Source organism: Streptomyces sp. NPDC048331 (genome assembly GCF_043201215.1).
Classification (GTDB): domain Bacteria; phylum Actinomycetota; class Actinomycetes; order Streptomycetales; family Streptomycetaceae; genus Streptomyces.
Genome location: NZ_JBICYT010000016.1, coordinates 67,299 through 93,752 on the forward strand (window position 1 = coordinate 67,299; position 26,454 = coordinate 93,752).

The 26,454-nt window shown below is 73.7% G+C and carries 26 protein-coding genes; 8 read left to right on the forward strand and 18 right to left on the reverse strand.

Annotation, left to right across the window (positions count from 1 at the left end; all coding sequences use genetic code 11):
* Positions 1-53: 53 nt before the first annotated feature.
* From ACGFYY_RS23075 to ACGFYY_RS23095, 5 genes are all read right to left on the reverse strand, one after another.
* Positions 54-221 carry a hypothetical protein gene (locus tag ACGFYY_RS23075; protein WP_365267768.1) on the reverse strand — a complete coding sequence of 56 codons (168 nt, stop codon included), beginning with the start codon at positions 219-221 and terminating at the stop codon, positions 54-56.
* A 71-nt stretch (positions 222-292) separates the two neighbouring features.
* Positions 293-2,380, reverse strand: a complete 2,088-nt coding sequence (locus ACGFYY_RS23080) for a SpoIIE family protein phosphatase (RefSeq protein WP_393711899.1) — start codon at positions 2,378-2,380, stop codon at positions 293-295.
* A gap of 12 nt (positions 2,381-2,392) precedes the next feature.
* Positions 2,393-2,665, reverse strand: a complete 273-nt coding sequence (locus tag ACGFYY_RS23085; RefSeq protein ID WP_393711901.1) for a hypothetical protein — start codon at positions 2,663-2,665, stop codon at positions 2,393-2,395.
* Positions 2,666-2,689: 24 nt separating this feature from the next.
* Positions 2,690-3,991 (reverse strand): NAD(P)-binding domain-containing protein, encoded by a 1,302-nt coding sequence (locus ACGFYY_RS23090; protein ID WP_393711903.1) that lies wholly within the window; start codon positions 3,989-3,991, stop codon positions 2,690-2,692.
* A 64-nt stretch (positions 3,992-4,055) separates the two neighbouring features.
* Positions 4,056-5,525: an ATP-grasp domain-containing protein gene (locus tag ACGFYY_RS23095; protein ID WP_393711905.1), complete on the reverse strand. Its 1,470-nt coding sequence runs from the start codon at positions 5,523-5,525 to the stop codon at positions 4,056-4,058.
* A 150-nt stretch (positions 5,526-5,675) separates the two neighbouring features.
* Here ACGFYY_RS23095 and ACGFYY_RS23100 point away from each other — a divergent pair, with 150 nt between their 5' ends.
* Positions 5,676-7,382 carry a glycosyl hydrolase gene (locus tag ACGFYY_RS23100; protein ID WP_393711907.1) on the forward strand — a complete coding sequence of 569 codons (1,707 nt, stop codon included), beginning with the start codon at positions 5,676-5,678 and terminating at the stop codon, positions 7,380-7,382.
* Positions 7,383-7,387: 5 nt separating this feature from the next.
* Here ACGFYY_RS23100 and ACGFYY_RS23105 read toward each other — a convergent pair whose 3' ends face one another.
* The 9 genes from ACGFYY_RS23105 to ACGFYY_RS23145 form a co-directional block, all read right to left on the reverse strand.
* Entirely contained in the window at positions 7,388-8,530 is a 1,143-nt protein-coding gene (locus ACGFYY_RS23105) for a GNAT family N-acetyltransferase (RefSeq protein WP_393711909.1), read from the reverse strand.
* Positions 8,527-9,342 carry a lipopolysaccharide biosynthesis protein gene (locus ACGFYY_RS23110; RefSeq protein ID WP_393711911.1) on the reverse strand — a complete coding sequence of 272 codons (816 nt, stop codon included), beginning with the start codon at positions 9,340-9,342 and terminating at the stop codon, positions 8,527-8,529. Before ACGFYY_RS23110 ends, ACGFYY_RS23105 begins: the two co-directional genes overlap by 4 nt.
* Before the next feature lie 72 nt (positions 9,343-9,414).
* On the reverse strand, positions 9,415-10,683 hold the full coding sequence (locus ACGFYY_RS23115; RefSeq protein WP_393711913.1) for a glycosyltransferase: 1,269 nt from the start codon (positions 10,681-10,683) through the stop codon (positions 9,415-9,417).
* Positions 10,680-11,456 (reverse strand): polysaccharide deacetylase family protein, encoded by a 777-nt coding sequence (locus ACGFYY_RS23120; RefSeq protein ID WP_393711915.1) that lies wholly within the window; start codon positions 11,454-11,456, stop codon positions 10,680-10,682. The genes ACGFYY_RS23115 and ACGFYY_RS23120 overlap by 4 nt, the downstream gene beginning before the upstream one ends.
* Entirely contained in the window at positions 11,446-13,269 is a 1,824-nt protein-coding gene (gene murJ, locus ACGFYY_RS23125) for a murein biosynthesis integral membrane protein MurJ (protein ID WP_393711917.1), read from the reverse strand. The genes ACGFYY_RS23120 and murJ overlap by 11 nt, the downstream gene beginning before the upstream one ends.
* A gap of 218 nt (positions 13,270-13,487) precedes the next feature.
* A complete protein-coding gene (locus tag ACGFYY_RS23130; protein WP_393711919.1) occupies positions 13,488-14,912 on the reverse strand; it encodes an O-antigen ligase family protein in 1,425 nt (474 codons plus the stop codon).
* Positions 14,912-16,432 carry an exopolysaccharide biosynthesis polyprenyl glycosylphosphotransferase gene (locus ACGFYY_RS23135; RefSeq protein ID WP_393711921.1) on the reverse strand — a complete coding sequence of 507 codons (1,521 nt, stop codon included), beginning with the start codon at positions 16,430-16,432 and terminating at the stop codon, positions 14,912-14,914. Before ACGFYY_RS23135 ends, ACGFYY_RS23130 begins: the two co-directional genes overlap by 1 nt.
* Positions 16,429-17,616, reverse strand: coding sequence for a glycosyltransferase (locus ACGFYY_RS23140; RefSeq protein ID WP_393711924.1), 1,188 nt, complete (start codon positions 17,614-17,616; stop codon positions 16,429-16,431). The genes ACGFYY_RS23135 and ACGFYY_RS23140 overlap by 4 nt, the downstream gene beginning before the upstream one ends.
* Positions 17,617-17,635: 19 nt before the next feature.
* Positions 17,636-18,799, reverse strand: a complete 1,164-nt coding sequence (locus ACGFYY_RS23145; protein ID WP_393711926.1) for a DUF3344 domain-containing protein — start codon at positions 18,797-18,799, stop codon at positions 17,636-17,638.
* A 102-nt stretch (positions 18,800-18,901) separates the two neighbouring features.
* On the opposite strand from ACGFYY_RS23145, the gene ACGFYY_RS23150 reads away from it, so the two are divergent.
* The 5 genes from ACGFYY_RS23150 (at position 18,902) to ACGFYY_RS23170 (ending at position 21,978) form a co-directional block, all read left to right on the forward strand.
* Entirely contained in the window at positions 18,902-19,156 is a 255-nt protein-coding gene (locus ACGFYY_RS23150) for a chaplin (RefSeq protein WP_393711928.1), read from the forward strand.
* Positions 19,157-19,274: 118 nt separating this feature from the next.
* Positions 19,275-19,685 carry a rodlin gene (locus ACGFYY_RS23155; protein ID WP_030761735.1) on the forward strand — a complete coding sequence of 137 codons (411 nt, stop codon included), beginning with the start codon at positions 19,275-19,277 and terminating at the stop codon, positions 19,683-19,685.
* A gap of 252 nt (positions 19,686-19,937) precedes the next feature.
* Complete coding sequence (locus tag ACGFYY_RS23160) at positions 19,938-20,171, forward strand: chaplin (protein WP_393711931.1); 234 nt, start codon at positions 19,938-19,940, stop codon at positions 20,169-20,171.
* A gap of 122 nt (positions 20,172-20,293) precedes the next feature.
* Complete coding sequence (locus ACGFYY_RS23165; RefSeq protein ID WP_393711933.1) at positions 20,294-21,442, forward strand: chaplin; 1,149 nt, start codon at positions 20,294-20,296, stop codon at positions 21,440-21,442.
* A 191-nt stretch (positions 21,443-21,633) separates the two neighbouring features.
* Positions 21,634-21,978, forward strand: coding sequence for a hypothetical protein (locus tag ACGFYY_RS23170; protein WP_033223795.1), 345 nt, complete (start codon positions 21,634-21,636; stop codon positions 21,976-21,978).
* 84 nt (positions 21,979-22,062) lie between these two features.
* Here ACGFYY_RS23170 and ACGFYY_RS23175 read toward each other — a convergent pair whose 3' ends face one another.
* Together ACGFYY_RS23175 and ACGFYY_RS23180 are read right to left on the reverse strand one after the other, a co-directional pair.
* Positions 22,063-22,302, reverse strand: a complete 240-nt coding sequence (locus ACGFYY_RS23175) for a chaplin (protein WP_365275223.1) — start codon at positions 22,300-22,302, stop codon at positions 22,063-22,065.
* 154 nt (positions 22,303-22,456) lie between these two features.
* Entirely contained in the window at positions 22,457-22,921 is a 465-nt protein-coding gene (locus ACGFYY_RS23180; RefSeq protein WP_365275220.1) for a hypothetical protein, read from the reverse strand.
* A 271-nt stretch (positions 22,922-23,192) separates the two neighbouring features.
* Between ACGFYY_RS23180 and ACGFYY_RS23185 the strand changes: the two genes are divergently transcribed.
* Positions 23,193-23,603 carry a rodlin gene (locus tag ACGFYY_RS23185; protein ID WP_030717249.1) on the forward strand — a complete coding sequence of 137 codons (411 nt, stop codon included), beginning with the start codon at positions 23,193-23,195 and terminating at the stop codon, positions 23,601-23,603.
* 115 nt (positions 23,604-23,718) lie between these two features.
* Here the strand turns inward: ACGFYY_RS23185 and ACGFYY_RS23190 are convergent, their stop codons facing one another.
* A complete protein-coding gene (locus tag ACGFYY_RS23190) occupies positions 23,719-24,360 on the reverse strand; it encodes a vitamin K epoxide reductase family protein (protein WP_365275216.1) in 642 nt (213 codons plus the stop codon).
* A 192-nt stretch (positions 24,361-24,552) separates the two neighbouring features.
* Between ACGFYY_RS23190 and ACGFYY_RS23195 the strand changes: the two genes are divergently transcribed.
* On the forward strand, positions 24,553-25,323 hold the full coding sequence (locus ACGFYY_RS23195; RefSeq protein WP_393711937.1) for a DUF6227 family protein: 771 nt from the start codon (positions 24,553-24,555) through the stop codon (positions 25,321-25,323).
* A gap of 7 nt (positions 25,324-25,330) precedes the next feature.
* Here ACGFYY_RS23195 and pfkB read toward each other — a convergent pair whose 3' ends face one another.
* Entirely contained in the window at positions 25,331-26,281 is a 951-nt protein-coding gene (pfkB, locus tag ACGFYY_RS23200; RefSeq protein ID WP_393711939.1) for a 1-phosphofructokinase, read from the reverse strand.
* Positions 26,282-26,454: the final 173 nt, after the last annotated feature.

Below are 26,454 nucleotides of genomic sequence, written 5' to 3' on the forward strand. Positions count from 1 at the left end.
CCGCGACGTGCGACGCGCGCCCGCGGCACGCGCCCCGGGGCCGGTAGCCGCCGCTACCGGCAGTCGGGGGAGACGTCCGTCATCGACATGAAGGCCACCGACCGGCACGCGGGGTCGGCGTGCGGTCGCCCCGTCGCCCAGTCCACGACCGCCGGCACCCCGGCCACCAGCAGGAGTACGGCCAGTCCGCCCGTCACGGCGGCCTTGGTCAGCCCGCGCACCACACGATCCGTTCCATGGCTCGCATCATCACCCCGCCCGCGACGCCCCACAACTCGGGGTGATCGATCGGTCACCCGCCGCTCCGGCTCCTGCCCGCGGCGTCGAACTCGCACCACACCGCCTTGCCGTCGCCCCGGGACTCCACGCCCCAGTGCGTGGCCAGCGCGTCCACCAACAGCAGCCCGCGCCCCGTGGTGGCCGCCTCGCCCGGGGTGCGCCGGCGCGGCCACACGCTGGAGCGGTCCTTGACCCACAGCCGGATCCGCCGGACCGGCTCCGGGAGCACCTCCATCGTCAGCACCGCCCCGCCGTCCGTGTGCAGCAGGGCGTTGACCAGCAACTCCCCCGCCGCGACCTCCACGTCGTCGGCGAGCTCCGGCATGCCCCAGTCGCGCAGGGCCTGACGCAAGGCGTAGCGGGCCTCCGAGAGCCCCTCCGGGTCGGCCTGGTGGACGTACTGGTGGATGCGCGGCGCCCGGTGCGTGCCCGGGTCGGGGGCCCGGCGCAGCACCAGCAGGGCCACGTCGTCGCCGGAGCCCCAGCGCTCCCAGAGACGGTCGGAGAGGTGGTCGGCGAGCGCCCCGGCCCCCTGCGGACCGCTGCGCACCGCCTGGGCGAGCGCGTCCATCCCGGCGGTGATGGTGGTGCCCGGCTCCTCCACCAGGCCGTCCGTGCACAGCACCATGGTCTCCCCGGGGACCAGGTCGAGCCGGGTCTCGGGGAACTCCTCGTGCTCGAAGAGCGAGGCCAGCCCGAGCGGCAGGCCACCGCGCACCTTGGGCCAGCCCGTACGGCCGTCCGTGTGCCGGATCAGCGGTCCGAGGTGGCCCGCGCGGACCGCCCGTACGCCTCCCGTCTCCAGATCCACCTGCGCGTACATGCAGGTGGCGAAGCGCTCGGTGTCCAACTCGGCGAGGAAGCGCGAGGCCCGGGCCAGCACCGTGGACGGCGGATGGCCCTCCCCCGCATAGGCCCGCAGCGCGATTCGCAGCTGACCCATGATCGCCGCCGCGTGCGTGTCGTGGCCCTGGACGTCGCCCACCACCACGCCCACCCGGTCACGGGGCAGCGAGATCACGTCGTACCAGTCCCCGCCGACCTCCCGTCCGCTCCAGGCCGCGTGGTAGCGGACCGCGATCTCCCCGCCGCTGATCTCGGGGATCCGGCGCGGCAGCATGGCCGCCTGCAGGCCGGTCGCGAACTCCCGCTCCTGGTCGAACAGGAGCGCCCGTTGGAGTGACTGGGCCACGATGCCCGCCAGGCCCAGGCACAGGTTGCGTTCCTCCGGGCTGAACTCGGTGCGCCGCCGGTAGAACAGGACCAGCCCGCCGATGGCCTTGGCCTGCGCGATCAGGGGCAGGTAGGCGGCGGCGTCGTACCGGATCCGGTTCAGGTAGTCCGCGAGGAGCGGGAACTCGTCGCCGAGCTCGGCGAGCGAGGTGACGAAACGTGCCTGCCGGGTGAGCACCGTGTGCGACAGCGGCAGCGAACCGTCGAGTCGGGTGAACCGGCGCTCGCTGAGGATCTCCAGGGACTCCCCGCTCAGCGCGATGATCTTGATGCTGCCGCCCTCGACCAGCCCCAGGGCCAGCCCGTCCGCACCGAGCCGTTCCAGCGCGCCCGCCCCGGTCAGCGCCGCCGTCACGTCGTCGACCGTCACCGCCCGCGACAGGGCCTCCGTGGTCCGCTGCACGATCGTCGTCTGCTGGGCCCGCGCCGCCTCCAACTTGCGCAGCAGCGTCGCCTGGGCCAGCTCCGCGGTCGCGTCCCGGACGATCCCCACGATCCGCTCCGGCCGCCCCGAGCCGTCCCGCAGCACGCGGCCCGCCGTGTGGGTCCACTGGTCGCGGCCGTCGCGCCGCCGCACCATGAAGTACGCGCCGTACGTGTCCGCGCTGCCGGCCAGGACCCCCTCGATGATGTCGGTCAGCCGCAGCCCGTCCTCGCGCGGGACCCGCAGCCCGATACCGGGCACGGTGCCGTCGAACTCCTCCGGACCGAGGTCGAAGACCTCCAGCGCGGCCTCGTCCAGCACCACCGTCCCGGCGACCAGGTCCCATTCGAGACTGCCCATGCCGTTGAGCGCGAACCGCTCCCCCGGCCCGGTTCCGGGGGACCGCCGGACCGGCTCGGGTCCGTCCCGTTCCGCCGCTGCCACCTTCCACACCACCTAACGGCCGGGCCAGCACGGCTGGGAGATCAGCCGCTCCCACTCCTCGTCAGGATGCCCCGGCAGGGTGCGACCGGCCTCCCGCCAGCGCTTGACCATGGAGAGGTAGATCGTGGGCTGGTCGGCGGACGAGGCCGTCGCGTACGGGCCCGCGTACGGCCCCGCGTACGCGGTGCGGTCGTACCCGGCGGCCCTGGCCCGACCGGCTCCCTGTTCCCCGCGACTGGCGGGAATGCGTACCCAGCCGCGGCCCTGCCCTCGCTCCGAGCTCATCACGGACCCCTCTCTCCGCGGATCTCACCGCAGATACGACTTCGGATGCCCTGGAGGTACCCCCGGAACCCGCCCGGGGGTGGCAGCCCGGCCGGGCCGGGCGACACCGGGGGAACCCGGCCGCGGACCCCGGGCACCGAGGCGCTTGCGGACTCCTCTCACCAGTCTCCCCGCCGTGAAGCCCGCGCCGTGTACGAATCGCATGGAAGGGCCGAATGAGGGAGCCGTCAGCAGCCCCGCGAAGAACAGCCCGGGCCACGAGGACTCGAACCCGCGGCTCAGCTCCGGCGCCCCGCTCTCCCCCACGGTCTCCAGCGCCGCCCGCAGCCCCGCGTCGAGCAGCTCCAGCCGGGCCAGCTCCGGGGCGAAGCCGGTGGCCGCGATGACGTGGGCGGTGTCCAGCACCACCGATTCCCCGGCCCCGGTGGTCAGCCCGAGTCGGATCCGCTCGCCCGCCGCCACCGCCCGGTGCAGCCGGTGTCCGAGCAGGACGGGGACGCGCCGCTCGAAGCGGTCCCGCAGCCACCAGGCACCGGCCGGGCCCAGCGCCGTGGCGGCGATCCGCTCCCGGGTGGGCGCGGGCAGCCGGCGCACCGCACCGGGCAGCTCCGACCACACCCAGCTGCGCCAGCCGGTACCGAGGCCACTGTGGGGATCGCGCAGCGCCCGCAGCGGGGTCCGGTCCAGGGGCTGCGGGACGGTGTTCCAGTTCAGCCGGGTGCGCCGGGCGACCAGACAGGGTTGGGCGCCCTGCTCGGCCAGCAGGGCAGCCGTCTCCAGGGCCGCCTGTCCGGCTCCGAGCACGGCGACCTCACGACCCGCGAAGCCGCTCAGGTCCCGGTGGCCGCTGCTGTGGGAGTAGTGCGTGGGCGGCAGCTCCCGCAGCGCCTCGGGATGGCGGACGAAGGGCATCACCCCGACCGCGAGGGCCACCGTACGGGCGAGCAGGGGCGGTCCCTCGGCGGTGCGGACGCGGAAGCCGTCACCCTGCGGAGTCACCTCCAGGACGGTCACCTCCTCCACCTCGGGGGCCGCCTGCCGCGCGAACCACATCCCGTACGCGCTGAACGTCCCGATCGGCAGCGGAGTGCCGTGTTCCGCGCGCACGCCGAGCGTGGCGCAGTAGTCGGCCAGGGTGTGCCGCCCGTCCGGCGCGGACAGGTTGGACGACCAGGGCTCCGACTTCAGGTACATGCCGTCGGGCATGTGGTCGCGCCACGAGGCCATCGGCCGCCCCAGCAGCCGTACATCGAGCCCCGCGGCCGCCGCATGGGCGGCGATCGACAGCCCGTACGGGCCCGCGCCGATCACCACGAGATCGTCCATCCGCGTCAACGCCGCTCCTCCAGCTCGATGGTCACCGGTCCGGCGCGGTCGCCGCGACGGTGGGTCAACGGGTCACCAGCTCGTCCGGCTCGGCCGAGGCCCCCGGCGGAACGGGTCGGGAGGACGGAGCCGCGGATCCCGCGGGGCCGTCCTCCGACTGGCTCCGGCCGCGCTGCCGGGGCGCGCGGACGACCGCGAGCGCCGTACGACGGCCCTGCTCCGGAACCCCGCGCAGCGCCCGTACGCCCTTGCCCGCGCCCCGCCCCAGCAGGGCGCCCAGCATCGCCAGGAACGGCAGCAGGTCGTCGGCGGCGAACCAGGCCGTCTCGACGCGCCCCCGTTCGGCGGTCCGCTTCGGGGCCCCCTTCGGCCCCGTCCCGCGCTGCGCGGCCGGCGCCGAGGACGCGGCCGCCCCCGCCGACCCGGCCGGCACCGCGGGGACCGCCGCCGGGCGACGCGGCATCGAACCGCCGCGGATCCGCGCCAGCAGCGCGTAGTTCTCGGCGACGAACACCCGGCCCGGTCCGCCCGAGGGCTGCGGGACCTGCTGGCCCGTCAGGTCCAGATACATGGCCTGGACGACGTCCAGCCCGGCCGAGTCCGCGAACAGCCGGAACTGCGCTCCGGGCCGCGGGTTGAAGTCCACCAGCCGGAAGCAGCCCCGCTCGTCACGGCGGAAGTCCAGGTCCAGGATCCCCTGGTAGCCCAGGCGTTCGGCGAGCCGCAGCCCCGCCTCCTCCACCGCCGGATCCGGCAGCCAGCGCCCCACGGCCGTCAGCCCCGTCCGCACCGGCCAGGACAGCTCCTTGCGACCCGAACCGGCGAGCAGCGGACGCCCGCCCCGTGCGAAGGCGCCGTGGAAGAACCAGTCGGTGTCCGCCCCGGCCGGCAGGAACCGCTGGAGCAGCAGCCGGCTCCCGGCCTCGACGGAGCGCTCGTACAGCCGGCGCGCCTCGGCGGCGGTGTGCACGAGCATGGTGCTGCGCAGCCCGTCGGCCCCGGTCGGCAGCAGCCAGGGCCGGCTCCACTTGGCGATCACCGGCAGGCCGAGCCGCCAGGCCGCCTCGGCCGCCTCGGCCCCGCTCGCCGGAATCACGGTCTCCGGGTGCGGGACGTCCCAGCGCGCGCAGAGCCGCGACAGCTCGGCCTTGTCGGCCACCCGGGCGGGCAGGTTGTCGGGCTGATGGGGGATCCGGAAACGCTCGCGGAGCGTCGGCGCGACCCGGGACACGGCGATCGCGCTCAGGTCGTCCATGGCGATGAGCACGGCCGGCCGGCCGATCCGCTCCGACACCTCGGTCAGACACTCCAGCAACGCCTCCGGCGCCTCGGGGTCCAACCCGCCCGCGGGCCCCGGATGCACGGCGCGCAGATAACGCGAACGCCCCATGGGACCTCCCCCGGCCTCGACGACGGCATGGACCTCCACGCCCTTGCGGCCAAGGGATCTGACGGCGCCGAGGGTTCCGTGGTGGAACGGATTGCGATCGAGTCTGAGCACAACGGCGGGCACATGGTTGAGATACGCGGGCATGGCAGCGGTGTCTTTCACCTAGTCGGACCAAGCGGGGGTGGTGCGCACCTGCGAATGGCCTACGCGGCAGTCACCGGACAGGCCATTCGTCAGATGTGATGCCTAACGTCTTCGGCAAGCACACCGATTCAGGAAAGCTCGGGAGACGCCATGCCCAGACCACGCCGCCGACTGGCGAGCACCTGCATCGGTACGGTCACGGCCGGACTGCTGGCCACCGGAGCCGCCCTCACGACGCCCGAGAACGACCGGCCCGAGGGCTCCGACATCGCCATGGGCGCCTATCTCGACTACGGGCCGCCCGGCGTGGCCCGGATCCCGCACCTGTCGAACTGGCTGGGCGGCAAGGAGATCCGGGTCGGCCACACCTATCTGCCCGGCGACTCCTGGGCGGGCATCGAGGGTCGGGTGTCGTTCCTGGAGAACTGGGCCGACTGGCGCCGGGCCGAGGACGACCGGCTGTTCGTCCTCAACGTGCCCATGCAGGAACGGAACGAGGGCCGGGTGCCCGACCGTCAGGTGGCCCGGCTGATCAGGGCGGGCGCGGCGGGCGAGTACGACCGGCACTTCCAGCGGCTGGCCGAGCGGCTGGTGGAGCTGGGCGTCCCGGACACGGTGATCGTGCTCGGCTGGGAGATGAACGGCATCACCTACACCCACCGGTGCGGTCCGGACCCGGAGAACTGGAAGGCGTACTGGAAGCGCATCGTCCGGACGATGCGCTCCGTCCCCGGGCAGAAGTTCAGGTTCGACTTCGCCCCGAACAGGGGCACGGACGCCATCGGCTGGACGAAGTGCTACCCGGGCGACGACGTGGTCGACGTCATCGGGATGGATTCGTACGACCAGGGTCCCGGTCAGACCTTCGACGACCAGATCACCCAGCCGTACGGGCTCCAGCAGCAGGTCGACTTCGCGAAAGCACACGGCAAGCCGATCTCCTACCCGGAGTGGGGCCTGTTCCGGCGCGGGGACAATCCGGAGTACGTGCGGCGCATGCTGAAGTGGATCGCGCAGCACAAGCCGCTCTACCACACCATCACCGACTACTGTCCGCACGGCGTGTGGCAGTGCAAGGACAACCCGGACTCCGCCAAGGCCTTCCGCGACGCGCTGACGCCCGAGCGCCCGGGCCCGGTGGTCCCGACCCCGGTGGTGCCCACCCCGGTGGTCCCCACCCCGGTGGTCCCGACGCCGGTGGTCCCGACGCCGGTGGTCCCGACGCCCCAGGTGCCCACTCCTCAGGTGCCCACTCCTCAGGTCCCGACGCCGCAGATCCCCACGCCGCAGATCCCCACGCCGACGCCGGTGGTCCCGACGCCCGTGGTGCCCACGCCCGTGACTCCGACGCCCACGCCCACCCCGGTGGCCACCGACCCGCAGACCCCGCCGCCGGTCAGCCCGAGCCCGCTCGTCCCGACACCGGTCACCCCGGCGCCGGTCAGCCCCGCTCCGGTCAGCCCCGGCCCGGTCACCCCGGCGCCCGTCACCCCGAGCCCGGTCGCCCCGAGTCCGCAGGTCCCGCTGCCGGTCACGCCCAGCCCGCCCGTCCCGACACCCGAGGTCCCCGACACCGACCCCGACACCGACCCCGAGGACGAGCCCGCTCCCCTGCCCTCGCCGGCGGTCCCGACACCGCAGGTCCCGGCGCCCTCGCCGGTCACCCCCGGGCCGGTCACGCCGAAGCCCGAGCCCACGCCGCCGAAGCCCCTGCCGCAGCCCACACCGCCGCCCGTCAACAGCAAGCACTGGTGCGTGCCGCTCAACTTCGGCGAGTGGCTCTCCAAGCTGGTCGGCACGCAGTCGGTCTGCATCAAGGTGGACTTCGGCAAGAACTCCGGCATCTGGCCCTTCTAGACGGGTCATCGCACCCGCAGTTCGTTGAGCCGCGCCCGCCAGTCCCTGGCGGCCGGCAGCGCCTCCCGCAGCACGTCCACCGCCCGCTCGCGCCCCGTCACCTGCGACTCGTGTACGCGCAGCAGGGGCGCGAGCGCCGCGGTGGCCAGCAGGAACCGCCGGTTGACGACCGTTTCGGGCCGCCAGTGGTTCTTGTACGGTTCGTTGCCGCGCAGGAAGCTCACCACCGGGCGGCCCTCGGCGAGGGCCCGCCCGGCCTCGTAGCGCAGCAGCAGCGTCGCGACGTCCACCTTCCGGTTCCGCAGGTCGGGGTCGGCCCCGTACAGGTAGCCGCCGCTGAGCCCGGACGACAGCAGCGTGACGTTGGCCGCCACCACCTTCCCGTCCAGCCGGAACTCCGTCAGCCGGCTCTCCCCGGCCCGCACCATCCGCCGGGTGGCCCGGGTCAGGTGCTCGGCGAAGCGGGGCCGCAGGTGCTCGGGCGTCACCCCACGGCCGCGCCACTGCTTCTCGTGCAGCCGCAGCAGGGTCCGTACGGCGCGCGGCACCTCCTGCTCGGCGACCTCGTGCTCCTCGATGCCGGCCGCGTCGGTCTTGCGCAGCTTGGCCCGCACCCGCTGGGCGCCGGAGGCCGGCATCCGCTTGACCAGTTCGTCGAACGGCAGCGTCGGCAGCTCCATGCACGTGGAGTCGGTGAGCGCGCTGGAGACCCCGGGCCACTGCCGGTACAGATGCTCGGCGGCGGCCCCGGGACGTACCTCCCGCAGGTCCACGACGGCGCCGCGGGCGGCCCGGTGCAGCCCGTGGGCCAGCGCCGGCACGACCTGGTCGGCGTGCTCCGCCGCGACGAGCACGTCGAAGTAGTCGGTGATGGATCCGCCGAGCGGCACCAACAGCGGCATCGGCCGATGGACGAGCATCAGGGCGGCCGCGCCGACCAGCTCCTCGCCGCGCCGGACGAGGACGATCCGGAGCCGGCCGTCCTTGCCGTACGAGAGCCACCAGGAGTGCAGCCAGGCGTGGCTCTGGAAGGGGGTGGCGGTGGGGCAGCCGCGGAAGAGCCTGTTCCAGGACTCCTCCAGCGCGGCGAACTGCCGGGGGTCGCGGCACAGCGTCACCGACAGGCCCCCGGCGCAGCCCGAACTCATCGAACGGACTCCTTCTCCTTGGCCGAGACCGGCTCACCCTGCGCGGGCAGCGAGGCGTACTCCTCGACCGGGGTCTCGGCGGCGGCCACCACCGAGGAATCGACCGAGGCCCCGTCCACGGACCGGCTCCGGGAGCCCGTCGCGTCGTCCTCGGTACGCCGTGCGCGGCCCGGCCGGGCGAGCAGCCACAGCCCGCCCAGCAGCCCACCGGCGCACATGCCGACGGCGCCGCTGATGGCGGCGGAGGGGGAGGCGGGCTCGGACGGGGCGACCGCCTGGTTGAACAGGAGCAGCTGGACGCCGGTGTTCTTGGCTGCCTGATTGCTGCTCAGGGACAGGGCGTCGGCGACCGCGTTCGCGATGTCGGCGGCCTCGGCGGGGCTCTTCGAGGTACCCGTGACGGCGATCATCGGGGACTCGGGGGAGGTCTCGGCGCGTACCTGGGTCCGCAGCTTCGCTGCGCCGATGCCGGCCCGCGGCTGGGCGTAGGCGAGGGTGGAACTGCTGGTCGCGATGCGGGCGTAGGCCTGCGCGAAGCCGAGGGCGGTGGCCGGCTCGGTGGTGTCGTCGGGTACGGCGACGACATAGCTGGTGGCGGCGTACTCGGGGGCCTTGAGCACCCCGTACGCCCCGCCCGCGGCCAGCCCCAGCAGGGCGCAGGCGGGCAGCGGCCACCACAGGGGTGCCGCCGGCCTGCGGCGGCGCGGCCTCCGCTCGGAGCGGTGGTCCGGCTTCCGCTCGGACCTGCTCTCCGGCCTGCTCTCGGCCTTCTTCTCGGACTTCTCGGAGTTCTTCTCGGACGTGTCGGCCATGGACGTGCTCGCTTCCTGGGTGGAGGGGAGTTCCTTCGGGTCCCGTCGGGACCCCTTCGGGCTGGGGAGGGATCAGCCGGTGCCGGTCGGCTCCGCCGGTCCCGGCCCGACCGGTTCGCGCCGGGCACCGACGACGGTCGGGCCACCGGTACCGGGCGGCGGGTCGGTGGCGGCGCCGCCCCTGGCCGCCCCGGCGGCGCCCGGCGCGGCCGAGAGGGCGAGGTCGTACACGTCCAGCAGCTGCCGCGCGCTGCGGGCGATGTCGTAGCGACGGACCACCGCCGGCGGGGGCAACCGGCGCGCCCCCGCCTCCATGTGGCCCCGCAGCGCCGCGACCAGTTCCTCGGTGCCGGTGCCGATCCGCCGGGCCCCGGGGGCCTGCGCGGCGGGCAGGTCGTCGATGGCCGGGCAGGTCACGTGCAGGACGGGGAGTCCGGCGGCCAGGGCCTCCACCACGGCGAGGCCGAAGGCCTCCTCGCGCGACGGGGAGACGAAGACGTCCATGGCGGCCAGCAACGCCGGGATGCCCGGGGTGCGGCCGTCCGCGCTGTCCCCCAGCGGGTCCCGCTCGCCCAGCAGGTGGATCCGGCTCTGCGCGCCGAGTTCGGCGGCCAGCCGGCGCAGTCCCGCCCGCTCCGGCCCGTCCCCGGCCAGCAGCAGGTGCGCCCCCGGCAGCGCGGCGACGGCCCGCACCAGGACGTCGAACCGCTTGCCGGGGACCAGCCGGCCGACCCCGCCGACCACGAAGGCCCGCTCGGGCAGCCCGGTGCGGGCCCGGGTGGCCCGCCGGACGCCCTCGTCGAAGCGGAAGCGGACGGCCTCGATCCCGTTGGGTACGACGTGCACGCGCGCGGCCGGCACCCCCCACCCCTCCAGCCGGGCGGCCACGGTGTCGGAGACGGCCACCGTGGCCGCGCCCAGACGTTCACTGGCCAGGTACAGCCTGCGCACCCCGCCCGACAGCGGCCGGCCCTCGATCTCGCCCTCGCCGAGCGAGTGTTCGGTGGCCACGGTCGCCGTGGTGCCCGCGATCCGGGCCGCGAGGCGCCCGTAGACGCAGGCCCGGTACAGGTGCGTGTGCACGAGGTCGTAGCGGCCGCGCCGGATGAACTGCACCAGCCGGGGCAGCGCCCCCAGGTCCCGGTTGCCCCGCATGCCGAGGTGGACGACCCGGACCCCGTCGGCACGCAGCCCCTCGGCCACGGGCCCGGGGTTGGTCAGGGTCAGCACGTCGCACGGCATCGGCATGTGCCGCAGCAGCAGCCGCAGTTGCTGTTCGGCACCGCCGACGCCGAGGCCGGTGATGATGTGCAGGGCTTTGACCGATCCGAGGTCCTTCACCGCTGCACCCCGCGCCGCAGCTCGCGCGCCTGGTGGCGGAACTGCTTGATCCGCAGCCGCGCGCCGCCGTCGGCCTGGCTGACGTGCGTACGCGGCAGGGCGTGCGGGCCCGCGAGCCGGCCCGGGTCGATGGCGCAGGCGTAGCCGTAACCGGCGGCCCGGGTGGCGTCGACGACCCGGGCGTCGAGGTGCCCGTACGGGTAGCAGAACCCCTCGGGCAGGGTGCCGGTCAACTCCCGCAACAGGTCACGACTGCCCCGCAGTTCCTGTTGGAGCACGTCGTCGGTGGTCGCCGTGAGGTCCTGGTGGAGCAGTCCGTGCGAGCCGATCTCCTGCCCGGCGTCGGCCACTTCACGAATGCCCTCGGCGGTGAGCAGGGATTTGCGGGGGCCCAGCGGATCCCACACGTTGTCCACGCCGAGCCGCCCGGGCAGGACGAAGAGGGTGGAGGTGCAGTCGTAGCGGCTCAGCAGCGGGAGCGCGTGGGTGAGGAAGTCGGTGTAGCCGTCGTCGAAGGTCAGACCGACGAGCCCCGCTCCGCGACCGGCCGCGCGGGCCCGCAGCAGTTCCCCGACGGACACCCCGCGCAGGCCGCGGGAGCGCAGCCACCGCAGCTGGGCCTCCAGGGCGAGCGGGGTGACGGTGATCCCGTACGGGTCCTCCGCGGGGTCGGTGAACTCGGCGACCGAGTGGTACATCAGGACCCACGGCGAAGCGGCCCGGCGGGCGGGGACCACCACGGCGGCGGGGGCCGTGTCGGTGTCAGCGGACATTGCGGAACCTCTGCGTGAGCTGGGAGATCTGACCGGGCAGGGCGATGACTTCGAGGGCGTGCATGGTCATGCCGGTGGCTCCGAACATGGCCGGGACCAACAGGCAGCCGAGGGCGGCGCTGAGCATCGGGTCGGGGATCATGGGGCCGGCGATCCAGCCGGTGGCGGCCGCGGCGACGGCGGCGACGGCGAGCCGGCCGATGCTGCCGGCGACCCGGCGGACCTGGATGGCGATGATCCGCGAGCCGAGGCCGGTGAGCAGCAGGGCGGCGGTGGTGGAGATGCCGGCGGCGTTGGCGGCGGCGATGCCGTAGGTGCCCCACCAGCGGACGGCGAAGGCTCCGGCCACGACGTTGACGAGCAGTCCGGCACCCATCGCGAACGCCGGGAACCAGATGGGCCGGGCGGTCGAGAAGAAGGGCCGGGACAGTGCGCCGACGAGGCAGTGGCCGAGGAGTCCGAGTGCGTAGACCCGCATGACGGAGGCGGTGGCGAGGGTGTCCTGGTGGGTGAAGGCGCCGCGTTCGAAGAGGACCTGGATGATCTGCGGCGCGTAGCCGACGACGAGTGCGGTGCCCATCAGGACGGCGAGCGAGGCCAGCGAGAGGTCCTGCTCCACCCGCCGCCGGGCCTTCTCCCGCTCGCCCCCGGCCATGGCCTGGGCGACGACCGGGAAGGTGACGGTGCAGATCATCAGCGAGAGCACCATCGGCATCTGCGCGACCTTCTGCGCGTAGTTGAGATGGGAGATCGCACCGGACGGGAGCGAGGCGGCCAGGAACCGCTCGACGAGCACCTGAGACTGCCGGAAGACGGCGAAGAAGATCACGGGGGCGATGACCCCGAAGGCGATGAGGGTGGGACGGTCCCGGTCGCGCTGGCAGCGCGGGGCGGCCTTCTTCACGCGGGGCAGGCCGAAGCCCACGTTCCGTACGAAGGCGGGCAGTTGGACGAGCGCCATCAGGAGTCCGCCGACCGCGACGCCCGCGGCGGCGGCCCGGACGCCCCACGCGGCGTGCAGGGCCACCATCGTGCCGATGATGCCGACGTTGTACGAGACGTAGATCGCGGCGGGCGGCAGGAAGGACCGGTGCGCCCGCAGTGCGGCACTGAAGTATCCGGCGATGCCGAAGGAGAGCACCGTGAGCGCGGTGAGCCGGGTGCACTCGACGGCGAGTGCGGGGTCGGGCAGGCCGGGGGCGAGCACGGAGACGACGGCCGGCGCGGCCATCACGAGGACGGTGGCGACGGCGGCCAGGAGCACGACGAGACGCGGCAGGGTCGCCCCGACCAGGAGTCGTACGGGGTCCTGCGCGCGGGCCTCCCGGCGGGTGAGCCCGGCCCGGCCGGCGGCCCGCCGGGCCAGGGCGTGGCTGAAGGCGGGCACCATCAGCAGCGCCATGGCGTCCTCGATCAGCAGCGTCGAGGCCATCTCGGGCACGGTCCAGGCGATCAGGAAGGCGTCGCTCTCGTGCCCGGCTCCGAAGAGGTGCGCGATGGTCTGGTCGCGCACCAGACCGAACAGCGCCCCGGCGGCGGTCAGCCCGGCGGTGACGGCGGCGGCCTTGGCCAGGAATCTGCCGAGCGGCTGGCTCCCGCCGGGGGGGGCGGGAGTGCCCCCGGCGGGGGTGGCGGGGGTCGCGGACCCGGTCGCCCGGCCTTCGGACCCGACGCCGGAGCCGCTCGCGCGCCGGGCCTGGCGCCACCGGTTCCGCCCGCCGGGGGCGTCGGCGGAGCCGCTCGCGGCCCGCGCCGCCACCCGTACGCTGCGCCGGCCCGAGGCACCACCCGGATACCCGGCGGAGCCGAACACGGCCCTACGCGCCTCCGGTTCGCCGCCCGGGATCCCGCCGGTGACGAACCCGGGATCCGCCGGGCCCGACCCACCGGACCCGCCCACGCTCGTGGGGCCCGCGGGCCCGGGGGCGCTCGGCGGGTGGCCGGCGGAGCCGGGGGGCGGGGGGCCCGGGACACGGGCGTGGCCCGCCCCGGCCGGGGGGCCGGAGGCGGGCCGCCAAGGCGTGGTGTCCGTCACGGGCGAGCCGCAACCCCGGGGGACCTACCCCGTGAACCCGCCCCGGCGGAAGCCTCCTTGTCGGCGGCGGCCCCACGCGCCGGACCGGCGGCCCCACGCAGTGGACCGGCTCCTCGGGAGGGAAGCGCCCACCAGGCCGCCAGGCCGATGATCACTCCGGTCAGCACCGTGGACGGCCCCCCGATGTCCGCGTAGAGGAAGTCGGTCAGCTGCCACACGAACAGTCCGATCGCGATCAGACCGCAGTCCCTGACTCCGCCGCCGGAGGCGAGCCGGCGCAGCCCCGCCACCAGCAGGGCCGCCCAGCCGCCGACGAGTGCGATCAGCCCGATCAGGCCCTGCTCGCTCAGGATCAGCAGGTACATGTTGTGCGGGGAGAGCAGCGGCTGGCGCAGGTACGCCTGGCCGGCGCCCGCGGTGTCGCTGCCGGAGGACAGGCCCAGCGAGGCGTGCCCGTCCCGGTGGGACGGGAAGCCCTTGAGCCCCACCCCGACCGCCGGCCGCTCGCGCCACATCGACTCGGCGGCGGCCCACATCGTGTAGCGGTCGGTCACCGACTGGTCGGGGGCGCTGGAGACCTGGGTGATGGAGGTGAGCCGCTCGGCGACCATCTCCGAGCCGACCCCGAACCCGCCGACCAGGACCACCCCGGCGGCCGCCAGCGCGGCGACCACCTTCAGGGCCCGCCGGATCCCGGCCAGGGCCATCACCAGGACCGCCGCGCCGAGGGTGGCGATCCACGCGCCCCGGCTGAAGGACAGCACCAGCGGAAGCACCAGCACGAGCGCGCAGCCGCCGGCGATCCGCCGCAGGCGGCGCGGCAGGCCCGGGGCGAGCGCGGCGGCGGTCGCCACGATCAGCCCGTACGCCACGACGGTGGCCATGCCCATGACGTCACCGGGGCCGAAGGTGCCGACGGCCCGGACGTCCTCGCCCTGGTACGAGGCCCCGGTGTGGGTGGCGTACTGCACGACCCCCACCGCGCCCTGCACCAGCGCCAGGACCACGAAGCACCCGGCGGCCAGCCGGAACTCCGCCGCGTCACGCACCAGCAGCACCACGGCCGCCGGGACCAGGACGAAGACCTGGAGGTAGCGCACGAAGCCGGGCAGGGCGGCGTACGGATCCCCCGCGGTCATCGTGGCGACCGCGAGGCCCACGGCCGGCGCCCCGAGCACGAGCACGCCCAGCGGGCTCAGCTCCCGCACCCGGCCGCGCAGCGCCTGCACCGCGCAGACGAGGACCAGCAGCAGCGAGGCGGCGTCGGCGGGGCCGACCTTCCCGGAGGCGGTGGCGTCCCCGGCCGGGAGCGGGGCGAGCAGGAACAGCACGGTCGCGGCGAGCGGCAGCAGCGGCCAGTGCCGGCGCAGCAGACCCGGCACGTCGGGCCGGGCCCACCGGCCCGTCAGGGCGAGGCTCATCAGCTGCCCCCCAGCCGGAAGCGGAAGAAGGAGGCCGCGGTGCGGGCGAGGATCCACAGGTCCTGCCACAACGACCAGGTGTCGATGTAGTGGTTGTCGAAGCGGGCCCGGTCCTCGATGGAGGTGTCCCCGCGCAGGCCGTTGATCTGGGCGAGGCCGGTGATGCCGACGGGCATCCGGTGCCGGGCCTCGTAGCCGGGGTGGACGGTGGAGAACTTGGCGACGAAGAAAGGCCGTTCGGGGCGCGGGCCGACCAGGGCCATGTCTCCGCGTACGACGTTCCACAGCTGCGGGAGCTCGTCCAGCGAGGACTTGCGCAGGAAGGAGCCGACCGGGCTCATCGCGCGGTCACCCGCGACGGTCCAGCGGGTGGCGGCCTCGTGCGCGTCGGCGCGCAGGGTGCGGAACTTCAGCAGGGTGAAGGGGCGCCCGTACAGGCCGACCCGCTCCTGCCGGAAGATCACCCCCGGCCCGTCCCAGATCCGTACGGCCAGCGCGCAGGCCCCCATCACGGGTGCGGCGGCGAGCAGGGCGATCAGGGCGAGCACGGTGTCGATGCCCCGCTTGGCCCAGCGCTCCAGCGGCCGGGTCGGGCGCGGCAGCAGCGGCTGGACGGCGTACCCCCACAGCTGGTCGGTGGGGTGCGCCACCCGCATGCCGGTGATCTTGGCGGTGCCGGCCGGGTCGGCGAGCCACAGCCGGCAGCCGTGGTCGTGGAAGAGGCGGACCAGGGAGGCGGTGCGCTCGTCGGCCTCCGGGGGGCGGGTGAACACCGCGTGCCCGACGGAGTTCTGGATGACCGCGCGCCGGATGTCCTCGTGGGTGGCGAGCAGCGGCAGGGTGCCGCCGTCGCCTTCGGCGGGCGTCGCGGTGTCGGCGAGTCCGACCGGGCGCAGCCCGAACTCGGGGCGGCCGTGCAGGGCGGCGGCCACCGCGCTCGCCCCGGCGCCGGGTCCGACGACGAGGGCGGAGGCGGGGCGGCGTACGGCCGAGCGGCGGTGGAGCTGGTTGACGAGGCCGCGGCCCGCGCAGGCCAGTACGGCCTGCAGGCAGACGGCGGTGAGCAGGGCGCTCCAGCCCATGGCCCGGGCCGGGGCGGCGGCGGCCGTCACGGCGGCGACCGAGCACCACAGGACGGCGGACCGGGCGGCCAGCACGGGCAGTTCGAGGAGTGCGGAGGGGGCGAGCCTCGGCCGGTAGAGCCCGGCCTGCGCGTGCAGCGCGGCGAGCAGGACGGGCGCCGCGTACAGGGCGGGCGGCGCGGTCGCGGGCAGGGTCGTCGCGGTGAGTACGGCGGCCAGCGCGTCGGTGGTGAGCAGCGGGAGCACGCGGCCGCGCCGGCGGACGCGCCGGGGGCGTACGGCGGAGCGGGCCTGCTCGACCCTGGGCCGGCGCGGGGGGTGGATGGCGGTCGCTGACCGGCGGGCCGCCGCGGGGTGCGCGGGCGCGAAGGCGCCTGCACCGGTGGGCCCCGTGCCGCCCTGCCCGGTGTGCCGGGCGGGTGCGCTGTCCATGGTCATCGGCTGATGCGCTCCTGGTTCAAGGGCCGGGGCCTGCCCAGCAGTTCGTGGTACAGGCCGGTGACCGCGTCCGTGGTCCGCCGCACGTCGAAGTCGGTCCGGGCGTGCTGCCGGGCCTGCTCCCCGAGTTCGGCGAGGAGCCGCGGCTCGGCGAGCAGCCGTCCCAGGGCCTCGGCCAGGGCCGTCGGGTCCTCCGGCGGCACCAGGCACAGGCGTCCCTGGCCCGGCGGCAGGCTCTCCCTGGCACCACTGACGTCGGAGACCAGGACCGGGCGGCCACAGGCCATGGCTTCCAGCGGGGCGAGCGCCATGCCTTCCCACCGCGACGGCAGTACAACGAGATCGGCGGCCCGAAGCCACGGTCGGATGTCGTCGGCGGCGCCCGCGAAGTGCACTGCGGGTGGGGCGATGCGGCGCAACCGTTCGATGTCGGGGCCGTCGCCGACGAGGGCGAGGCGGGCTCCGGGAACGGCGGCGAGCAACTCCGGCCAGGCCCGCAGCAGGATGTCCTGCCCCTTCTGGTGACAGATCCGGCCCACGCAGACGGCGAGCGGCCCGTCGGCGGGGAAGCCCGTGGGCAGGGGCAGTTCGGCGCGGGCCCGGGCCCGGTCCCGGTCGGGGTCCGGTCCGCCCGGGCGGAAGTGGTCCAGGTCCACGCCGTTGCGGATCACCGACCAGCGGGCGGCGATCCCCTCGGTCTCGCCCGCGTGGCGTTCGGCGTCGCTGACGCAGAGCACCCGGTCGGCCCAGCGGGCCCCGTAGCGCTCCCAGCGCAGCGCGAGCGCGCCGGTGGCCCCGCCGACCGCGTCGAAGGACCAGGCGTGGGGCTGGAAGACGGTGGGCAGGCTCCCGCGTGCGGCGAGCCGGCCGGCGAGGCCGGCCTTGGCGCTGTGGGCGTGCAGGAGGTCGGGGCGTACCCGGCGGAGTACCTGCCGGGCGCCGATGATCTCGGCGGGCAGTCCGGGCCCGGGGGCCCGCCCGGCGCGCCAGGTGAGCACTTCGGCCCCGGCGGCGCGGGCGGCGTCGCCGAGCGTGCCTCCGGGCGGACACCCGACGACGGTGCGCAGCCCTTCGGCGGTCTGCGCGCGGACGAGGTCGGTGACGACCCTGGCCACACCGCCGTCGACGGGTTGTACGAGGTGGAGGACGGTCGTGGGCTGTGCGGCCCGGGGTTGACTGGGCACGTGGAGTGGTCTCCTACGTTCAGCGGCGCGCGTCTGTCTGAACGAAGAGCACACCGAGGAAATGACCCTGACTTTCGCCCGTGAACCTGAAGCTCAGACTGCGGGCGCCATCGGACAGCACGGGACTCAGGTCGAACACGTCCGCGTCATATCCGAGATTGTTCATATGTTCGGGCTGTCGCACGAACGACTGATCACCGAATTCCGTGATGGTGGAATTCATAACATCATTAAAAGGATTTTCTCCATCACTGAGATTCACCCGGCGACCACTGTCGGCCGTCACGCTGAGTGAATCCCCGAGGGTTCCGCGGTCCCCGTCGTACCCGACCACCCCGACCCGGCCCGCGGAGCCGGCCGGCGCGTCCAGGCCCTCGATCTCGACGGCCGCGTCACCGCCGCGGGCGGCGAGCGACTCGAAGCCGTCCCACAGCGAGATCCGGCGCACCGGCTCCTGCGGGTGCTCGTAGGCCACGACCAGCGTCCAGCCGCCCCAGGCCCCCACCTCGGAGTGGCCCATCGCGATGTTGAGCTGGGCCACCGTCCACAGGCCGGCGCCGCCCTTGCGGACCAGCGGGGTCACGTCGGCCGAAGCCTGGTAGGCATCGCTGCCGGCGTCCGTGCGGTGGCCCATCACCGTGTCGGCGAGGACCTCCTTGTACGCGCCGCCGGGCTCGGCGACCAGCACCCGGCCGTCGTCCTGCGGCGGCTTCTGCTCACCCACGCGCAGGTTCCCGCCCCAGTAGAGACGGGCGTACGAGACCTTCGCGCCCTGCGGGACCTTGAGCTCCGCCCGGGTGGAGTTGTAGGTGTCCGGGTCCTTGTCGACCTCGCTGTAGAACATCTCGAAGTCGCTGTTGACGCCGGCCGCGCCCTTCTTGACCTCGGCGCACGACTCGGCCTGCGGGGACTGTTCCTTGCGGCAGCTGATGCCGGAGTTGGAGGCACGGACCAGCCCGCCGTGCTGCACGGCCTGGTAACGCTGGGTGAAGGGGATCCGGGGCAGCTCCTTGGGAGCGGGAGCCGCCGCCCCCGCCGTCTGGGCGTTCACGGAAAGGGTGAGGCAGGACAGCAGACCGAGCGCGCCGAGGATTCTGCGGGAGGAACCCATGACCCCGTCTCCATTTTCGATCAAGGGGACAAAACAGGAGTGAACTTTGTCAGAACTCGGGCTGGAAATCACGTCGGACTCGCTCGTACGGCCTTTTGGGCGATAGCACGCACCCTCACAACGGGCGGGTCGTTATCGGTTGCACCATTGTTCGAACCGAAAGGAAATACGGAGATGAAGAAGAGGCTGGTGCGCGGCACCACCATCGCCGCCGCGGGCGCCGCCGCCCTGATCGGCGGCGCGGGCCTCGCCTCCGCGCACGGCGGGGACGGCGCGACGGCTCACGGCGTCACCGCGGGGTCCCCCGGCGTCCTGAGCGGCAACCTGCTCCAGGTGCCCGTCGACGTCCCGGTGAACGCCTGCGGCCTCACGGTGAACGTGATCGCCCTGCTGAACCCCTCGTTCGGCAACACCTGCATCAGCGCCTGACCGTCAACCGTGTTGCCCGAAACGCCCGCATCCGGGTGAAGCCACGCAACCCGAACCGGGCCCGGGGCGTTGATCCGGGTGCTCCACTACCGGGCAATCCTGCAAAAAAGGGACGACAATGATCAAGAAGATGATGGCCTCGGCCGCGGTTGCCGCCTCGGTCGTGGGCATCGGTGCCGCCATGGCCCCGCAGGCGATGGCGATCGGCAACGACAACGGCGTCAACACCGTCCAGGGCAACGGCGCCGCGCAGATCTACGGCAACCAGGCCACCTACGGCAACATGAGCCCGCAGATGGCGCTGATCCAGGGCTCCTTCAACAAGCCCTGCATCGCCCTCCCCGCGAAGGCCAACGTGCAGTCCGTGCTGGCTCTCGTCAACGTCGGCGTCCAGGACATCCCGGTCCTGTCCAGCCCGCAGAACCAGCAGTGCACCGAGAACTCCACCCAGGCCAAGGGCGACGAGGCCCTCTCGCACATCCTGGACAACATCCCGGTCCTCTCCGGCAACGTCTCGAACGGCAGCTGACCGAGGCCCCGCCCGCGAGGCCGTCGCACCCACGGGGTCGCGGCGGCCTCGCCGCGTCCAGGGCCGGAAATCCTTCCGGCCCTGGAATTGTCGATATGAATCCGTCGGGCCACCGGAATTCTGTCCGGACATCGGACCGGGCATCGGGGTGAATTACCGACAAGCCACCGAGAATGTGCGGTTTCTTTTTCCCGGACCGCTCGTTGTTGATTCTGCAGTGGACACGCCTCTGCGGGAAGGAAAGAAATCAAAATGACGTACAAGAAGGCAGTGGTGCTGGCCGCCGGCGCTCTCATGCTCGCCGGTGCCGCCTCCCCCGCCATGGCCGACTCGCACGCGGCCGGCCAGGCCGTCGGTTCCCCGGGCGTCCTGTCCGGCAACCAGGCCCAGGTGCCGGTGCACGTCCCGGTCAACGTCTGCGGCAACACCGTGAACGTCATCGCGCTGCTCAACCCGGCGTTCGGCAACACCTGCGTCAACGCCTGACGAAGCGCTTCCGCCCCGCGAGGGCAAGCCTCCTCGGAGTGGCCTCGGAGTGCGCGGCGGTGCACTCCGGGGCCACCTCCGATTCCACACCGGCCACGGCGCCGGTAGACAGGGAAGGACCCATGCGACAGGTACTGAGCCGACAGGTACTGGGCAAGGGGATGCTCACGGCGGCAGCCGCGTCGAGTCTGCTGTCGATCGCGACCGGCGCGGCCTACGCGCACCCCGGAGCGAGCGCCGAGGCCTCGCATTCGCCGGGCGTGCTGGCCGGCAACAGCGTCTCGGTACCGATCACCTTCGCACCGAACGTGTGCGGCAACAGCGTGGACGGCGGTGCGGCGCTCAACCCTGCGATGGGGAACACGTGCGTCACCGACACCGGTTCGCACACGGACGACGGCTACGACTACGGGCGCTACCTCAGCCCGGAGAACGCCCAGGCCCTCGAGCGCTACCTCGACGAGCGGGAGGGCCGGCACACGGTGCCGGAGCAGCGCCACGGATCGCCGCGCCACGCGGGCGCGGCCGAGCAGCCCCACCACGCGCAGGCCCGCCACGAGCAGCCCCGGCACGAGCAGGCCCGGCAGGACGGCCCGCGGCACGCGAAGCCGCGCCAGGAGGAGCCGCGCCACGAGGGTGGCTACGGCGGCCCCGGTGAGCAGCCGGGCGAGGAGGAGTGCGACGACCACCCCCGGTCGTCACCGCCGCCCCCGCCGGCACACCACGCTCCCCCCGCGCCCGAGCAGCCGCACCCCATGCCGGAACCGGTGGAGGAGCACCCGGCCCCGCTGCCCACCCCGGAACCGGTCCAGGAGGCTCCCGCGCCCCCGGTCGAGGAGCCGCCGCACACCCTGCCCGCCCCGGAGCCCGCCCCGGCACCGGTCGAGGAGGCTCCGCACCCGCTGCCGGCGCCCGTGCCCGGCCCGCCTCCCGTGATGGAGGAGCACCCGTCCGGGCCGCCGCACGGCAGCCTGCCCGTGGAGCACCCGGCTCCGGCCCCGGCGCCCGCGCCCGAGGTCGTCCCTCCCGCGGACCAGCCGCCGGCCGCCCCCGGCGGTGACACCCCGGTCACCCTCCCCCCGGCTCCGGCCCCGGCCCCGGCACCCGCGCCCGCGCCCGCTCCCGTACAGCCGTCGGCCCCCGCTCCGGCGCACGTGACCGGGCCCATGCTGGCCGAGACCGGCGCCGGGCAGCCCGCCGCCGCGGCGGCCCTCGCCACCGCCCTGATCCTGGGCGGCGCCATTCTGTACCGGCGGTCGCGCGTCTCCTGACCGGCAATACCGGTAATCGGAATAAATAACGGCCGGAGAATCCTCGTCGGATTCTCCGGCCGCTGTCATGCCCGCACCACCTATCCGGGCGGGTTCGCGTTTCCGTAGCGGCGGGGAATCGTTACCCAGGGTGAAAGTGGCGCGACGGTCGCCACTGATGCCTCTGTCCACGAAAGAAGAGGATTTCGATAATGAAGCTCACGAAGGTCGCCGCTGTCGTCGTCGGCTCCGTCGCCGCCCTCGGCGCCTCCGCCACCGCCTTCGCCGCCGAGCCCGCGGCCGCGATGCCCCCCATGAGCCTGACCGGCGGGGTGACCGAGACGCTGAACGCCGTCGGGCCCGTCTCCGAGTCCCTTCCGCAGACCGTCGGCAACGGGCTGGCCGAGCAGGGCGACACCGTCAACAAGGTCGTGGGTACCGCCCAGAAGGTCAACAAGGTCCGTAACGACGTACCCGGCACCGTGCTCGGCCTCGCGAACGGCGCCACCCAGGCGTCCCCGATGCTCGGCGGCGTGAAGCTCAACGGCGGTCAGTGAGCCGTCCCGGCTGATCACCCGCCGACACGACTGTGGGCGCCACCGGCATGGCCGGGGCGCCCACAGTCGGTCGTGCGACAGACGTCAGTTGTTGACGCAGACGTTGCCGAACGCCGGGTTCAGCAGGCCGACGACGTTCACGGTGTTGCCGCAGACGTTGACCGGGACGTGCACCGGCACCTGCAGCAGGTTGCCGGACAGGACGCCGGGGGAACCCACGGCCGCGCCTTCGGCCAGCGAGTCGGCGGCGGCGGAGCCGGCGGCACCGGCCGCAGCGAGACCAGCGGTGGCCAGGACCAGGGCGGCCTTCTTGGCAGAGTTCATGGGAAGTGCACCTTCTGTTCGATGTTCTGCCCCGAACCGGGGCTCACACCGAGCGAAACGGTCCAGCTTCCCAGACGACACGGCCACGCGCACGATGAGACCTGTTCGGCTCAATTGTCGTAACCGTCCGACGGGTTACCGGTCTGTACCGGGCCTACGGGAGGGCCGGAATGTCCGGAAGTGCGGGAATCACGGGGGCGGCCGGGATCGCCGGAGCGGTCGGCACCTCGGGCAGGGCGTCCACCGGCGGGAGCTCCACCGGCGGCAGCTCGGGGATGAGGCCGGACAGGTCCGGAAGCTCGGGGAGCTTGATCTCCGGCAGCTTCGGCAGCTCGATCGGCGGCAGCGTCACCCCGGCGGGCAGGAGGCCCCCGACCGTCGCGAGCAGGCCTTCGAGGGTCTTGGTGAGGCCCGCCAGGAGGTCGTCGATGGGACCGGCGGCCGCCGCACGTCGCTCGATCTTCTCGACCTGCTGCTTGACGGAGGCCACGCGATCGGTGAGGGCCGCGGAGCCGTCACCCTCCGCGGCGCCCGCGGGGGCAGCCGCGCCGGACAGTATAACGACGGCGAGGGCCGACGGGACGAGGAGGCGGGCGCGGGACGACTTCGTGCGGTGCATGGATGTTCCTTCGTGGTGGGGACACGGAGGCGGACCCGAACGATCCGCCCCGTCACCCACCGTGCGAACAGCTCGCACGGAGCGCAACCGGAACCTCGATCGGTGCCGGCGGCGTACGGGCTTCGCGCAGGCGTCCGGAGCCCACTCACCCGGGGTGGGGAAAACCTCGCCACCCGCAGGCCGTTTGAGTGAAGCAGCGGAACCAAGCCGCTGGTCGGGCAGTTGACCAGGGCGCTCCATCAGCGGGCACTCGTGCGACAGAAGGATCAAGATGTTCAAGAAGTTCATGACCGCCGCCGCGGTCTCCGCCGTTGCGATCGGCGCGGGCGCTGCCGCCGCGGCCCCGGCCATGGCCATCGGTAACGACAACGGGGTCAACACCGTCAACGGCAACGGTGCCCAGCAGATCTACGGCAACCAGAAGACCCACGGCGACATGAGCCCGCAGCTCAGCCTGGTCCAGGGCACCCTCAACAAGCCCTGCATCGGCCTGCCGGCGAAGGTCAACGCCCAGTCGCTGATCGCCGCGCTCAACATCGGCGTCCAGGACATCAACGTCCTGTCCAACCCGCAGAACCAGCAGTGCACCGAGAACTCCACCCAGGCCAAGGGCGACGAGCCGCTCTCGCACATCCTGGACAACATCCCGGTCCTCTCCGGCAACCTCTCGGCCGGCAGCTGATCTCCGGTTCCTCCGCCCTTCGGGTGATCGCGGGCCGCTGAGCCTGTGGAGTGAATGACGAGGGCCCCGGCGGCGTACAGCCGCCGGGGCCCTCTTCGCGTTCCGCCGCCGGCGGTCAGCCGGTCCAGAAGTCCCACCAGCGGGTGAGGATCAGCATGCCGATCACTCCGATGTGCAGGGCGGGCGGGGCCCAGCCGAACTCGGTGAAGAAGCCCCGCAGCGGGCCGGGGGCGGGCAGGACCCGCGTACGGACGTTGTGCGCGGTGACCGCCCAGAACATCAGCAGGGTCGCGACCCAGGCCAGACAGCACCACAGGCAGAGCGCGTTGATCTCGTAGAGCGACTGGACCATCAGCCAGCCGCAGAAGCAGACGCCGAAGAGCGTGCCGGCGTTCAGTCCGAGCCAGAACCAGCCGCGGTAGCGGGCGCCCGCCAGCAGGCCCACGCCGACGCAGACCACGACGGCGTACGCGACGAGCCCCAGCATCGGATTGGGGAATCCGAAGGCCGCCGCCTGCTCGCTCGTCATGACGCTGCCGCAGGAGACGACCGGGTTGAGACTGCACGCGGGCTTGAAGTCCGGGTCCTCCAACAGGAGGAACTTGTCGAGGGTGATCACCCACGAGGCCAGCAGCCCGGCCGCCCCGGTGACGGCCAGCAGCCAGGCCAACCCCTTCGGCACGGCGTTCTGTTCGCCCTCGTGTCCACTGCGGGGCCTTACCTGCTGACGCGGGAGGCCCACTGTATTCGTTGCCATGTGGCCCATACTCCCGCGCTTCCCCTCAGATCGGGCCCAACCGTGCGCATCCATACGCAAGTTGACCTGAAGGTGTGGCGGGAACCTCCGATGCTTCCCGGACGTTTTACCGAACCCCGGACGTGATGTCAGCACCAGGCGTTACGTTGAGCTTCCGCTGAGTGACAAGCTGCGACGGCCTGGAGACCCACCTTGAGCGATCCGTACGAGACAACCGAGGCGCACCTCGAACGACTCCTCGGCCGCGCCCTCAACTCCTTCGACCTGCCCGACAGGCTGGTCGAGCGCCTCGGTACGGCGCTCGCCCACAGCTCTTCGCTCCACACCACGCACCACAGCCCGGAGGCGGGCATCTGGCGGGAGACGCACCGGCACACCTATCTGCTGACCGACGGCGGTTCGGTCTCGCTGTGGGAGCTGACCTACCGGCTGGAGGGCGACCGGTCGGTCCGGCACGAGGTCTTCGCGAGCAAGGCGGAGACCTGCCTGGCCGTGACCCGGCTGTTCGGTGAGGCGTCCGCCGGGGCGTCCCCGGATCCGTCGACGGTGCCGGGCGAGGACGAGCCGGCCGGCGACGTCGCGCTGCTGAGCGCGCTGTACGCGGCCCGGGCCCCGGTGCGTCGCCACCGCGAGTACGCGGTGGAGGACTCCGCCGACCACGCCCGGCGGGTGCTGCGCCGCGCGGAGAACGTCGACCGACCGGGCGAGCCGGTGGTGACGCTGCTGCGGTCGGCGTACGCGCACCAGATCACGCAGGCGTTCGGCGCGCGGCACTGCCTCGCGGACGGGCGCGGCGCGGGTTTCAGCCTGTACGAGCACGCCTTCGTGCTGTTGGACGGGACCGAGGTCAGCCTGTGGGAGGTCGAGCACACGGCGACGCCCGACGGGCGGCACATGTGCGAGGTGTACGAGAGCGAGGCGGCCGCCCGCGGCGCGATGGAACTGCGCGCCCGCGTACGGTGATCCGGCCCTACGGCATGCCGGGGTCGGTGAGCTGGAGGTCCAGGGGCGGGTCATCGGTGACGTGGACCCGGTCGGGGCGCAGGTCCGCCGGGGTCGGCATGGCGCCGCCCGGCAGTTGGACGGCGGCCTCGCCGTGGGCCAGGGCCGAGGCGAGGGCGCCGGGGCCGGTGCCGCCCGCGATCAGGAAGCCCGCCAGCGAGGCGTCGCCCGCCCCGACGGTGCTGCGCACCACCGGGGCCGGGGCGGTGCCGTAGTAGGTGCCCTCCGCCGAGACCAGGAGCCCGCCGTCCCCGCCGAGGGAGGCCAGTACGGCCCCCGCGCCCCGGTCGCGGAGCTCCTCGGCGGCCTTGATCACGTCCCCCAGGGTGGGGAGCGGGCGTCCCACCGCGGCCGCCAGCTCGGACGCGTTGGGCTTGATCACCTCCGGCCGGGCCGCCGTCACCTCGGGCAGCGCGGGGCCCGAGGGGTCCAGGGCGACAGGGGTGCCCGCGGCGTGCGCCCGGGCGACCAGTTCGGCGTACCAGTCGGGTCCGACGCCGCGCGGGAGGCTGCCGCAGCAGGCGACCCAGGTGGCTTCGGCGGCGGCGGTGCGGACGGTGTCCAGGAGGAGCGCCGATTCGTCCGGGGAGAGCGCCGGACCGGGCGAGTTGATCTTGGTGAGGGTGCCGTCGGGTTCGGTGAGCGCGACGTTCGAGCGGGTCTGACCGGCGATCGAGACGGCCGTGACGTCCACGCCCCGCGCGCCGAGGAGTTCGGCGAGCAGGACGCCGGGGGCGCCGCCGAGCGGGAGGACCGCCGTCGTACGGACACCCGCAGCGGCCACGGCGCGGGAGACGTTGACGCCTTTGCCCCCGGGGTCGACCCGTTCGCCGCCGGCGCGCAGCACGCGGCCGCGGTCCAGCGGGGGGACTTCGTAGGCCCGGTCGAGGGAGGGGTTGGGGGTGACGGTGAGGATCATGCGAGCACAACTTCCGTACCGGCGGCCTCGATCGAGGCCTTGTCGGCGGGGCGAGCCCCGTGTCCGTGATGAGCGGGTCGATGCCGATGAAGGACCCGAAGCGCGCGAGACACTCCCGGCCGGCCGTGGCCGGGTCGGCGAGGAAGGCGACGTGACGGGCGACGTGACGGGCG